This window comes from Paenibacillus sp. PsM32, from assembly GCF_030433815.1.
Lineage (GTDB): Bacteria > Bacillota > Bacilli > Paenibacillales > Paenibacillaceae > Saccharibacillus > Saccharibacillus kyungheensis.
The window spans coordinates 1,214,753-1,227,514 of sequence record NZ_JARUWY010000001.1; the positions used below are offsets into that span (position 1 = coordinate 1,214,753).

The 12,762-nt window shown below is 39.8% G+C and carries 11 protein-coding genes; all 11 read right to left on the reverse strand.

The features are described 5' to 3' along the window. Positions 1 to 31: 31 nt before the first annotated feature. Positions 32 to 400, reverse strand: a complete 369-nt coding sequence (locus QCD85_RS05390) for a hypothetical protein (RefSeq protein ID WP_301261871.1) — start codon at positions 398 to 400, stop codon at positions 32 to 34. Positions 401 to 623: 223 nt separating this feature from the next. After that, positions 624 to 1,181 (reverse strand): GNAT family N-acetyltransferase, encoded by a 558-nt coding sequence (locus QCD85_RS05395; protein ID WP_301261872.1) that lies wholly within the window; start codon positions 1,179 to 1,181, stop codon positions 624 to 626. Positions 1,182 to 1,238: 57 nt separating this feature from the next. Then, a complete protein-coding gene (locus QCD85_RS05400; protein ID WP_273614939.1) occupies positions 1,239 to 1,898 on the reverse strand; it encodes a M48 family metallopeptidase in 660 nt (219 codons plus the stop codon). A gap of 188 nt (positions 1,899 to 2,086) precedes the next feature. After that, positions 2,087 to 2,983, reverse strand: coding sequence for an SDR family oxidoreductase (locus QCD85_RS05405; RefSeq protein WP_273614938.1), 897 nt, complete (start codon positions 2,981 to 2,983; stop codon positions 2,087 to 2,089). Positions 2,984 to 3,152: 169 nt separating this feature from the next. Continuing rightward, positions 3,153 to 4,013 carry a MurR/RpiR family transcriptional regulator gene (locus QCD85_RS05410; protein ID WP_301261873.1) on the reverse strand — a complete coding sequence of 287 codons (861 nt, stop codon included), beginning with the start codon at positions 4,011 to 4,013 and terminating at the stop codon, positions 3,153 to 3,155. Between the two features lie 83 nt (positions 4,014 to 4,096). Beyond that, the gene (locus tag QCD85_RS05415) at positions 4,097 to 4,768 is read right to left on the reverse strand and encodes a hypothetical protein (RefSeq protein ID WP_301261874.1); all 672 of its coding nucleotides are present in this window, start codon (positions 4,766 to 4,768) and stop codon (positions 4,097 to 4,099) included. 13 nt (positions 4,769 to 4,781) lie between these two features. Continuing rightward, positions 4,782 to 6,926: a hydantoinase/oxoprolinase family protein gene (locus QCD85_RS05420; RefSeq protein WP_301261875.1), complete on the reverse strand. Its 2,145-nt coding sequence runs from the start codon at positions 6,924 to 6,926 to the stop codon at positions 4,782 to 4,784. 67 nt (positions 6,927 to 6,993) lie between these two features. Beyond that, complete coding sequence (locus QCD85_RS05425) at positions 6,994 to 8,286, reverse strand: citrate transporter (protein ID WP_301261876.1); 1,293 nt, start codon at positions 8,284 to 8,286, stop codon at positions 6,994 to 6,996. 32 nt (positions 8,287 to 8,318) lie between these two features. Then, positions 8,319 to 9,668 carry an FAD-dependent oxidoreductase gene (locus QCD85_RS05430; RefSeq protein WP_301261877.1) on the reverse strand — a complete coding sequence of 450 codons (1,350 nt, stop codon included), beginning with the start codon at positions 9,666 to 9,668 and terminating at the stop codon, positions 8,319 to 8,321. 144 nt (positions 9,669 to 9,812) lie between these two features. Then, the gene (locus QCD85_RS05435; protein ID WP_301261878.1) at positions 9,813 to 10,223 is read right to left on the reverse strand and encodes a helix-turn-helix domain-containing protein; all 411 of its coding nucleotides are present in this window, start codon (positions 10,221 to 10,223) and stop codon (positions 9,813 to 9,815) included. Between the two features lie 147 nt (positions 10,224 to 10,370). Beyond that, positions 10,371 to 12,734, reverse strand: coding sequence for a polysaccharide lyase 8 family protein (locus QCD85_RS05440; RefSeq protein WP_301261879.1), 2,364 nt, complete (start codon positions 12,732 to 12,734; stop codon positions 10,371 to 10,373). Positions 12,735 to 12,762: the final 28 nt, after the last annotated feature.

The following is a 12,762-nucleotide window of genomic DNA, read 5'->3' on the forward strand; positions in this document are numbered from 1 at the left end:
GGAGCTTATGCCCGTCAGCTTGTCTTTTGATTTACAATAATGGTTGGAGATGTAATTCACTTATGTCTTTCCAATGACCATCTATGTGCTTCCCAAAATTAGCAAAAAAATGTGTATGATAACCTTCTAGTTGCCAGATAATACGACCTGATACTACGATTTCATCATTGCATTTCAAATGATAATATACCGTCTGATGTTCATCTTTCCAATGATCGGTTACTGTTTCGACATGATATCCTCTACGAAACATATCTGCTAATAATTCCTCAGAGTTATGTTCTTTCAAAATATCGATATCTACCCCTACCAAGTGATGTAGTTGCTTCAATACTTTGTAAATGCACTCTTGAAATTGATTAGAAACCTGATCAATGTAAGTTTCCATCAGCTTTTCCAAATTAAACATCTCCCAAACGTCATATTAGTATCCACGCTTCATTATATACTAATTTTATCCATTTTAGATGTTTAATTGAAATTAATAAAGTTATTTTATAAGTTATTAGTTATATCTGTTTCATAATTTAAGTTATTGTTATTTTCAATTAAAATTTACCCGATCAGATCGCTCCAAAATAGAATATATTCTATATGATTATCATTGATAAAGTATTTTCTTATCAATCAGAATGCGTTTGCAAATCGTCTTCGATAATAGCAAATGTAATATGATCTTGCCATACTCCATTGATTTTTACATTTTTACGAGCAGTGCCTTCTTGAGTGAATCCTGATTTCAATAATACTTTGGTCGAACCGATATTGTGTGGCATAACTCCTGCTTCGATACGATGTAATTTTAGTTCCTCAAAAGCATACTTCACTACTGCTTGCACAGCTTCACTCATATATCCTTTACCATTGTAGTCCTGATCCAAAAAGTATCCGATCCAACCACTTTGCAAATTACCACGCACCACTTCAGACAAAATCACTTCACCAATCACTGTCTCTGTATTTTTTAGAAAAATAAGAAAACAATAACCGGTATCTTGTTCGCTAGACTCCAAAAAACGATGTACTCGTTCTGCTTGACCTTCGTATGTATAGAATAATTCATGACGTATGCCAGCAAATGCTTTGAAAAATTCTCTATTTTTCACTTCTAAAGCGAGTAAAGATTCTGCATGTGCTTTAGTAAGTGGCTTTATTGTTAATCGCTCCGAATATATACTCATATGTAAGCTCCTTTAGTTGGGAATATACTTGTTATATTATCCTTTAGTACCTGATTATTACAATGTCATATGACGTCCATGTCGTGCAAGATACTCTTCTTTTTGTTTGTAATCAGGCATAATACTACCTAACCGTCTCCAAAATGAACGATCATGATTCATATGCAGAAGATGGCATAATTCATGTACAATCACATAATCGATCACTTCTACAGGAGCCATAGCGAGACGATAATTAAACGTGATTTTTTTGCTCGAATGACAACTGCCCCATTTGGTTGTAGATTCTTCGATTTCAATACTTTTTGGCTTCACACGTAATTGTTTCTGGTAGCCTTCGATCCGTTCTAATACGATTTTTTTACAACTGGTAAAGTAAAACTTTTTGAGTCTGTGACGTAATTCTTCTTCGTTCGCATCCCCCACTTCAATAAGCTCATGTAGAAAATACTTTTTCCCTAAATACAAAAACTGCCCTTGCTCTTCATATTCTTTTGCTTGAGGAACAGCATTTGCTCTAGCTTGATCTAGCTTACTGGTATTATCCAACAGCCATTGCTTATTGCGCTCCATTACACGTAAAATGTCTGCTTCAGGTGTTCCATTCGGTGCTTTGACCGTAATTAAGCCTATCGTCTCCAACTGAATAGCGATCTTGGTACGCTTGCTATATTGCACATTAAATTCGATTGTTCGCTCATCAAATTGTATTTTCATAACATTCTCTTTTCTATGACATAGGATATACGCTTATGCTCTCGCATCATTTTTATAGCGCATATACATCTATATTGTTTTATTTACTATATTATCATTTTAGATGAAGAAACCAAAAAGAGAGGCATTATGCCTCTCCTTTTATTAATATCATTATTGTATTTAGAAATAAAACCAATACGATCAAGTTATGGACTAACCATACCACCGTTAGCATTGATAGTCTCGCCACTTACATAGCTAGACTCTTGGCTTGCTAAAAATACGTAAGCTGGAGCCATTTCTACTGGCTGTCCTGCACGTCCGAGTGGTGTATTGGAACCGAATTCTTTCAATGCTTCTGTAGGTTGTCCGCCTGCTACTTGTAGAGGTGTCCATACTGGACCCGGCGCTACAACGTTAACACGGATACCTTTTTCACCAACTTGTTGTGCCAGTGCTTTACTGAACACGTTGATCGAACCTTTAGTTGTTGCATAATCGAGCAACCCTGGTGAAGGTGAGTACGCTTGGATAGATGATGTATTAATAATTGAACTACCTGGTTTCATATGCTTGATAGCTGCTTTGCATAACCAGAATAGAGAGTATACATTTGTTTTGAATGTTGCATCAAATTGTTCTGTAGTTAAATCAGCAATCGATTCAACAAACTGCTGTTTACCTGCTACGTTAGCTAGAATATCGATTCCACCTAATTTAGCTACAGAGTCTTCGATCAATTGTTCGCAGTACTTCTCATCTTTAAGATCGCCAGGCATCGCATAAGCTTTTTGACCTGCTTCTTCGATCAATTTTACTACTTCTTGAGCGTCGGCTTCTTCTTCAGGTAAGTAAGAAATTACAACGTCTGCACCTTCACGAGCAAAAGCAATTGCTGCTGCGCGTCCGATACCACTATCTGCTCCTGTTACGAGTGCTTTGCGTCCTGTTAAGCGACCTGTTCCGCGATAACTGGTTTCTCCTGAATCGGGACGTGGAGTCATCTCTGTTTGCAAACCGGGTTCTGGTTGTTTTTGTTGCCAGTCTTCGTTTGCCTTAGGATATTGAGTTGTTGGATCTTGCTTTAGATATTGGTCAGCCATGATTGAATTTCCTCCTCGTAGATGATGTTTATATTGGTCGTTCTGGAAATTAATGAGCTCTTGTTTTATGTAACCGCGATGTCTTCCCTTCAAACAAGTAAACCAAAAGCATCGACCTTTCTGTGACTTCAAATAGAAAGGTCGATGCTTTTTCACCAGTTTATATCTTTTAAATATAACCGCTTTTCCACGGTTGACTGCTTTCGATAATGGTATCGCTATTAAGTTTCTTTTGCATATAACGATTGTCGGAATGAATAAGTGTACCGAAGATCAGATCGATCACAAATAGAAAAGTAATATGTTCGGATAACACAGCATTGTTTTTAACAGACAGCTTGTCTGAAGCTATTAATTTGATATCTGCATACTGTGTGATGGAAGTGGAATTATAGCTAGTGATCGTTAGAATGGTGGCATTATTCTGACTGGCAAGTGATAACGCATCTACAATTTCACTTACAGCACCGGATCGGGTAATTCCGATAATCAGATCATCCGGTGTACAGTTAGAAGCTGATAATTTCATATTGTACGTATCATTCCATGCAAAAGCATTGATACCGACAAGACTTAACTTCTGCTTCAATTCTAGTGCCGCCATCCATGAACTTAATACGCCAAAAATATAAATATTTTTCGCCTGAATAATCGCTTGAACAGCACGCTTAATATCGGATTCGTCGATCAAAGCGGCTGTATTCATAATCAGATCGTTATAGTCAAAAGCAAGCGAATCGGCAAAAGAAATATCGTCTCGTTGTTGCACTTTGGTATTCATATTACGATAGTGTGTATCTTGAGCAATCGCTATTTTAAAATCATGAAATCCTTTAAACCCTACTTTTTTGCAAAAGCGATTGATACTGGTCTCGGATACACCAATTTCTTGGGCAATCGCTGTGATCGTATGTTTTGTCCAAAAGTCAGGATTACTCATTGCAAAGTGCGCAATCTCATTTTCGATAAACGTCAAATTCCCTTTATTGGAAATGATTTTGGCGATGACTGCATTCGCTTGATTGCTCATAGATGCCTCCCTGCTCCACTCTATATTCATTCGTTAAGCTTATCAAAATTCACTCACAAATGATAGATTGAGCAATCTTCTGCTTAGTGCACATCAAGTTCTGTATTCCATTGCTGTACCTGTTGCTCAAAGTCCTGTACAGACCACACATGACTATACATAAAGTGAGCGTAATCCAGCATATTAGGTAGCCAGTTCAGATTCATCCATTCTTTGCAAAAAGCATGTGCTGCTATCTCTGAAGTACGTGTAATCCAAGCTTGTCGCCGAAATCGACCTAATTTAAAAGTATCAATCGGTTCTAATCGCTCATACGTCTGTCCAATCTCATCACATTCTATCGCATGAAAAAGTTCATGGGCTAAATGAATATCAATAATATGCTCAAGCAATAGCGGCTTCTTAGATGGAAGAATAGCTGTACATTGCTGCAATTCTTGTAAAGAAGAACGATACAGTATAATTTTCTTCTCGGTGGTTGACCATTCAAATTGTGCTCGAAATCTTACTTTTCCCAATACCCCTGAAGTTTCTTCCAGTTGAATCTGAATATTGCGATCCTGACATAATGCACGCAGATCATGTTTATAGAGTAGTCTATAGGTTTGAGCTTGCTGTTTGCCAATATTCAGTGCTTGCTCTACATAATAACGTCGCTTGGATACAGGTATTTTGTGAAAAAGTAAATCTCTGGTCAGTTCAGCGTAACCCAGCAGATAATCATCGGGGACAGATGTAATCATGATTGGATTCATCTTGTAACCTCCTCTATTGATACACGACTGCCAATAACTCGCTTTGTTCTTCCAGCAATTGAGTCTCGACTTCCAGAATCGAAAATAACTGTTCTCTTGTCTGCATCCCTGTGAGATCTAACATTTTTTCTTTGTAAAAAACAAATGTTTTGGGGATCGTTGCATTGGCATCCGAATAGATTGTATTTTCATCCAGAAAAGCGGCGAATTGTGTATCCATCTCTTGTTTGGTGAATGCGATATGATACGCGTTTGTTTTTTTGAAACGAACTACACCTTCACGATCCAGTACGCTAATATGATTAAGCTTTTTTTTGAATAGACCGAACCATGACTTTTTCCATTCATTGACTTCAAATAAAAACCAGCGTCCAGAAGCTACTTTGAGTTCAGTCTGATCGGTAGGTTGATTTAAAGCTTCAGCCGCTGTTCGAGTGAGTTCTTCCCGTGGAACTTCACGACTGCTCATATCTTTGGAACGTAACTCTGTCGATCCGGTAGCGATTGCTCTCAAAATATTGCGCTGGGAATCAATTTCAATTGTAATATCTACAGTTGCTTCATTCGCTCCTGAACGTACAATCTTTTCTAAAATTTCAGCTCGAATCTGTTTGATATCTTGTTCGGTGGCTCCGACGACTGTTTTTTCAATTTGCTCTCGCACCATCGCCATGCCAACACCAATCGTTGAGATATAAGGAGCATTGCGAGCTATTCGATATTTCATCTGTTGTTGATCTGCCATCGCGGGTACAAGTACAGCTCCACTACCACCACCGCCTACTAAGGTCACCAGACTGCGATCCAGTTCATAATCCACAATCATTTGATCCACTACATCCATCACTTTACCAATAGCGATAGTCATCACTTGATTTGCCGCTTCTTGGACTGTAATGCCCAAATGATTTGCAAAGGCTTGCCAAGCCATTCGGGCACTTTCCTGTTGTCCATAAGCATAATCTTCCACCGGAACCCAGCCTAAAATATTCGCCGCTCCAGCTAATGTCAGTGCATACTGTTCATTTCCAGCACATTGAACAGTGACATAATCAGGGTCTCCTGTACGGGGACTGATCGTTCCAATTACAGGCTGATCTACATGTTCAGGTGTCACAAAACATTCGTATTCCAATCCTGCAATATGTGCACTTCGAGGCCCCACATCAATAATCTGTTGATTACGAATTTGGATCATACTTCCACCAGCAACAGCAAGCGTACGTACATCCAGTGAACGAAGATACGTTTTGTGACCGCCTACCTGTGCATTTTCGATCATAACTTTGCCGTTTTTGATGACCGAAATATCGACACTGGTTCCGCCGACTTCAAAAAAGATACCATCAGATATTTTCTCATACATCAATGCACCGGCTACACCTGCGGCAAGACCGGATAACATGGTCAAAATAGGACGTTTGCGTACTTCATCAATGCTCATCACGCCTCCATCACAACGCATAATCATCAATTGCGAAGTGATTCCTGCTTCCAGTACAGCTTGTTCGGTCATATTCGCTGTTTCCATCATTTTCGGAATAAGACTGGCATTGACTACTGCTGTACGGGTTCTTGTTTTTAGACCATATAATTGTGAAATTTCGTGTCCACCTGTCGCATAGATCCCTTTCTCACGAGCGACTTCGATCACACGTAATTCATTCGTAGGATCATCGACACTGTAGGCTTCCGAAGCCACAATCACTTCTGCGCCTTCAGCACATAATTCATCTATAGCGCTGTGAATTCGCTCTGTAGTTAATTCTTTGCTATCCATAAAACGATGATACGTATGCAAGTATTTGCCTGTAGCCAGTTCAATCTGCGTCACTTTGGTTTCGGAACGTGCGCTACGTGCATCCATTCCTGTACCCATTCCAATAATACCGACACGGGCTACATCTCCTTCAAGTAACGCATTTGTTGCTTGAGTCGTACCATGTGCGATAAATTTGATATCTTCAGGCACAATCTGATTTGCACTCATAATTTGCTGAATAATCGTAACAATACCACTTGCTACACCGCGTTCATCATGATGAGTGGTTGGTATTTTCACTTTGGATAGTACTTCATAGGTTGTATTATCTATAGCGACTGCATCAGTAAAAGTTCCACCTACATCAATACCGATCCGTACTTGCTGGTTGCTCATTGTGGTTGTGCCTCCTTCTCCTTTTCTTGATTGCATATCTGGATCTCATTTCATTTCAATCTATATGTTAAAAAGCAACCAGACTAGCGATCACCATTGATATTAATACAGCGACAATCATCCATGGCAGTGTTTTACGTAGAATTTCGATAATATCTGTTTTGGTAAAATCAGATACCCATACATTATGTGAATTAGTCGGATCACTTACAGCTTGTAAATTACTAACGATACGCAAAGCTAACATAGCGGCTACAGGCGGCATTCCTCCAGCCACAATCAAAGCCGCTATTCCGCTACCCAATCCCCAGACATTTAAAGGCCCACGATAAATAGCTAACGGTGATAACAATGTGAATATAAGCACATACATTAGAGGACTGGATGGAATAATCCCGGAAATTAACGGCTGAATCAGTAATGCTACTTGCGGAGCGGTTACTGCACTAAGTAAAATCCCGATTCCAATCATCAGACCCAATGCTCCTGCTATATCTTGAATTCCTTCAACAAGCGCACTTGATAATACATGAATTGGACGCTTAGGTGTAGCAAGCAACAAAGTCACGACGGCTCCAATACAGATTGCAGACACTACATCTAATTTGAAAATAAATACCATTAATACGGGTACAAGTGGACTAATCAGTGCAATCGAACGAACATTACGAGAATCTTGACTTTGAAAATCATTTTTGAGTGGCATTGCCCATGCGCGTCTGATTTTGCCATCTTTGCGGGTATAATACACAATCATAATCAGAGCAATCACGATAAGAGGAACAGCGCAGATAAGAGAATACGAAGCGATAACATTAACAGGAATTTGTAGAACATCGGTATAAATCGCCCATGTCGATACATTAAACACAACACCGACTCCATTCGCCAGTAAAACAACCATCCCACTGACAAAAGGCTTGAGTCCAGCAGTTAGCATAATCGGAATAGCAATCGTTCCGACTAGAATAACCATACCTAATCCATTAGCTGCCGAGAAAATAACAGAAGCGGCGAGAAAGAAAATAATAGCGATAGCAAGAGGTTTGTCTCCAGCCAGTTCAGCAGCTTTGCGGATAATCGTTTTGGTGATTCCCACTTTACTCAGAATCTGTCCGAACCAAGCACCAAAGATCAAGCCTGCAATAGCGGTAGATAATTTCATCACTCCACCTGCCAGTACACCGCTGGTAATCGTAAATGTATCTGGATTACTCGATTGAAACGGAATACCTGCAATTGCCGCTAACAAAATAGCCATAATTGGCAATGCTAATAATGTTGTTAATTTGCGTGTCATCATTAAAGCTACAAAGATCACGAAGACAAGCAATATGCCTATAATCTGAACCGTTTGCATGTGGATTCCTCCCCGATTATACAACCATTAATCTAAACTTCCAGATATGCTTTTTGCTGTTGAAGCATCTGTTGTAATTGTTGAATATTCACTTGTTGTACAGGAATATGATGCTGTGCAGCCAAGGCTGCTGCTGTTCCACCTGCCTGACCAATCGCTCCAACCGTTGGTGTTGTTCTTACAGCTGCTTGGGCTTCAAATGTCGCGGACAAACAGCGTCCAACTACGATCAGATTGTCGATTTCATTGGTGATTAATGAGCGATAAGGAATCCCATACATTCCGCCCCATTCCAGTTGATCGGTAGCTGTTCCTTCACCGTCAGGACTATGAATATCAATCGGGTAACCCGAATGAGCAATCACATCATTGAACTTTTTCATCTGTAAAATATCTTGTGCAGTCAGTGTATAGACTCCCTGTATTTGACGAGAACCACGTACACCGATCGAAGGGCCTGTTGAGACGACAATAGATTGCTCGAATCCGGGGATATACTTTTTCATAAATAGCTCTAATTCACGGCATTGCTTGCGTCCTTCAATCTCAGCTTCACTAAGACTATATGCATTGGTGCTGTCTTTACCTAGAATACGGGTCGTATTCATAATCACTTCACCTGGATTGTTCGTTTCAAAAAAAAGAATATCTTCGCGTGGAATACTGATCTCTCCACGTTCTTTGGCTTGTTGAAATTGTCGTTCAAATCCAATCACAGACAATCGTGAAGCAGAATCCATGACTGAAATATCCAGATTCATACGAGGAAATTCTTCACGGTGGGCTTTGATATATTCTTTGACGGCTGTTATATTCACATTACGCATTTTCATTTTGAGTGTCATCGGTTGAGACATTTCATCCGATTCTCGTCCTTTTTGAAAAGGAACTCCTGACCATGTCGCCAGATCGCCGTCGCCTGTAGCATCTACAAATACATCTGCCTGCATCTCACTTAGCCCTGATTTATTGCACAAAATAAGAGAATGTATACGCCGCTGTTCTACTTTTGCTCCGGCTAGCATCGTATGATACAGAACGTTGCCTCCACTTTCTTGCAACATCAGATCCAGCTCATATTTCATAGCTTCTGCATCAAAAGGGGTCACCGAATACGTATAATTTGTTGCATCCGGTATATGACCGGGTGATTTGCCAATCGCTTGAAGACGTTGAATTAATTCATCAATAATGCCTTGTATCGCTTGCTTATGCCCTGCGTGAAAAGTCATCATCGGCCCTACTCCTGCTGATGTGAGCGTTCCCCCCATAAATCCACCGGATTCAATAATAAGTGTGCGTGCTCCTGCTCGTGCAGAAGCAATAGCTGCAATTGATCCCGACACTCCTCCACCTGCTACAATCACTTCATATGCAGACATACTCAACCTCCTTTTTTGGTAGCGATTACATTTTGCAATTTGAGAATAGCACCATTTTCTAAAAACATCAATATATTTGTTTATTTTTTCCTAAAAATACGGATAAAATGATTTATGAGCAAATTAAGATCGAAATTTTGAGAACTATTCCAGATTGGATGTTTGTTGAAGTACATAAGGAATATATGAAAAAGACTCTGACAACGGAAATTGATGACGGTATTCAGTAGGGCTGATACCTGTGTATCGCTTGAACATACGACTGAAATGTTCTGGAGATTCATAGCCGATATCATACGCGATTTCGTCTCTTTTTTTACTTGTTGTTTGGAGTAATTGTTTGGCAGACTCTATACGTAATTCAGTGATATAATCCCATAATTTCTTTTTCATTCTTCGTTTGAAAATTGCACTCATATAACTTGTACTGAAATGAATATCATTGGCGATATCTTGAGCTTGAAGGGTAGAACGATAATAATGTCGATGCACATACGCAAGAATACGTGCAAAAATAATTTGTTCTGTACGATCATCTGTCCATTGTGTATACATCCCTACACTTCCCTTCAGATATACATATATAAGTAAAAAAAGCCGCCTAATCAATATGAAGGCGGCTTAAGAATCATTTCGAATATCGTCTTGGATGATACAAACCTGCTCTAAATTGCTCTTATTGTATGGTTGAAGATTAAGAAATTATTGTAAATCAAAGATCGCTTTAAATGTTTTGCCTTTAGCCGCATTTACATTGACTGAAAATTTGATTGTCGGGCTTAATTGATTGACTGTGATGCCTGCATCTACTGTTGATTTGGTTGCTACTTTATCCAATTCAACCGTAATCGTACCTGTATTCGATTGAGTAGGATCACTAACCGATACATATAATTTGTTGGACTTTTCTTGTACCATTACAGAAGCTTTTTTGTTGACGGTTACTCCTGCAATCGTCTGTATACTATCTGTCCAGAAATTAGCACCTATTAGATTCAACGTGTTTTCTTTGACCGCTTGAATCGTTGCTGAATTGGCCAAAATCGTAACATCCGGTTGAGCCGCATAGCTCGATACTTGGGTTGCTGTTTTTCCAGGCAATACTACGTATTCATAATTTGCTCCACTTGGATTCGTTCCTTGATTGATCCACATCGTCATATAGTTCCGGGTAATAGGTGTAGCTGGTGAACCCGGACGTGTATTGATCTGCTTCCAATTGCCTGTACGTGCTTCTCTTTTGGCTTGTATCGTTGTCGCATTCGGGAAATAATAGCCGATACTTGCGCCGGATATTGAACTTCCAAGATGCGCCCAGCTCACCTGTGAAAGTGTATCTGACCATCCTAAAGTTGAAGAATAGACCTGCCCGTTCACTGTAAGTGCGTTATTACCTTGAGTATTTAATTTGCGATTTTCGACAATCGTCTCAACAGCGACATTATCTGTACTTGTAATATCTGCTCCTAAAGCAACCATTTCATCGTCAAACATAAACCATGATTTTTTGGCTGTTAACGCATGATCTGAATATTTAAGATCCATACCGGATACACCATATTGTTTGTTACTATCTGTTCCTCCTGTCCACGTATTTACACTTTTATGCGTAGTTGCTGGTTGTTGAGAAAGTACAGTGGTTCCTGCTAGTCGATAAGCATCGACTGTCGGCCAGTAGTCTTCGCTATATTGAGCCAAATCGTTATTGTATAGACTTGTCATCCCTGTAGAGGTATACCATGCTTTGCCATTTTCACTATTGATCGCTTCATAACTGGCAATTCGATTAGAATACATCGCTAGACCCCAACTATAAGTTCCACGTTGTTGTACCGCTCGATCCATCGCACTGAACTGCTTGTATAACATCAAATTAGCAGCAGGTGTAATAGCTGAATTATTCATAATAGCTTTGGCACGAACAATCGAAGGTATGGAAGCATCAGCGTAATAAGAAGCATACGTATCTGATGTAATCCATCCTTTGATCATCCGTCGGACATCATTGGCTTGAGCAGTTGGTGCGATCTCAGCAAGTAATAAAATATTTCTGATAACCGCATGACCAGCTACATGATCTTGCTGATAATAACGGGAAATTTCTCGTCCTCGAACCATATCCATGATGGCTCCTTTATACATCAAAGGTTGATACGCGTTGGTGATCCAATCCCATACATTAGCTTGCAATGGATCAGTAACCTGCCACGTAGAGCCCTGCAATAACACCATCAGATCACTCAACGATTTCAACAAATCTATGCCATACCCGCCGGTATACGGGATATTCGCATGTTGAATAAATGAACCATCGGTATAAAATCCATCTCCACTGGTGACATATTTGAAAATAGCGGATAATCCATCCCTTGCATTGGCGATTTTGGCACTATCTTTAACAATCACCCCTCTAACCGCCACAACCATTGCTTTCCATGCTCGGTTCGCTCCGGTTGATGTTACCGTTGGCGAAAAGCGTTCAACCGCATTCATATAATTGGTAATCTGTGTGCTATTCAAATGATCATACATAAGCACAACCGCATCATTGAGTTGTAAAGGAATCCCGATCTGCCAATCCCACCAGTTACTTGTACCACTAGGTGTAGTCGTCACATTTTCGTTGTAGCGTGTGCTGTACATATAATCTAGAGCACTGACAATATCGCTCTGAAGAGTGGTATCTCCATAGACAGACGAACCTACTGTTGAATAGGCTAATGCCATCGTTTTTAACCGTTCATACGTTGTTCGGATTTGAGCCGAGTTACCGACTCCTGAATTGTCTTGCCATAAATAGGTGCGATTAGACGTTTTGTTCATACTTTGCCAGTATCCATTAGCTGTAGTCGTCAACCTGGTAATAGCGTTAGCAATATCAGGATCTGTTGTCGATAGATTGGCACCACCGGTCAGCATCATTCGGTGCTTTTCACGTAATTGATCAAATTCGTCTGCCGCATACGTTTTAGATGTAAAGCCGACTAAGCCGCTACTTAGCAGAACCAGCACGAGCATCACATAACCTATTTGACTTAGTTTACTTTTGACTTTGCATGTATCCATTATTTTCGCTCCTTTTGTTCAGATCATG

Bases quoted from the DNA above. Each gene is read 5' to 3' on its own strand.
- QCD85_RS05400 (WP_273614939.1), bottom strand. From the start codon at position 1,898: ATGAAAATACAATTTGATGAGCGAACAATCGAATTTAATGTGCAATAT.
- QCD85_RS05440 (WP_301261879.1), bottom strand. From the start codon at position 12,734: ATGGATACATGCAAAGTCAAAAGTAAACTAAGTCAAATAGGTTATGTG.
- QCD85_RS05435 (WP_301261878.1), bottom strand. From the start codon at position 10,223: ATGTATACACAATGGACAGATGATCGTACAGAACAAATTATTTTTGCA.
- QCD85_RS05405 (WP_273614938.1), bottom strand. From the start codon at position 2,983: ATGGCTGACCAATATCTAAAGCAAGATCCAACAACTCAATATCCTAAG.
- QCD85_RS05425 (WP_301261876.1), bottom strand. From the start codon at position 8,286: ATGCAAACGGTTCAGATTATAGGCATATTGCTTGTCTTCGTGATCTTT.
- QCD85_RS05420 (WP_301261875.1), bottom strand. From the start codon at position 6,926: ATGAGCAACCAGCAAGTACGGATCGGTATTGATGTAGGTGGAACTTTT.
- QCD85_RS05415 (WP_301261874.1), bottom strand. From the start codon at position 4,768: ATGAATCCAATCATGATTACATCTGTCCCCGATGATTATCTGCTGGGT.
- QCD85_RS05395 (WP_301261872.1), bottom strand. From the start codon at position 1,181: ATGAGTATATATTCGGAGCGATTAACAATAAAGCCACTTACTAAAGCA.
- QCD85_RS05430 (WP_301261877.1), bottom strand. From the start codon at position 9,668: ATGTCTGCATATGAAGTGATTGTAGCAGGTGGAGGAGTGTCGGGATCA.
- QCD85_RS05410 (WP_301261873.1), bottom strand. From the start codon at position 4,013: ATGAGCAATCAAGCGAATGCAGTCATCGCCAAAATCATTTCCAATAAA.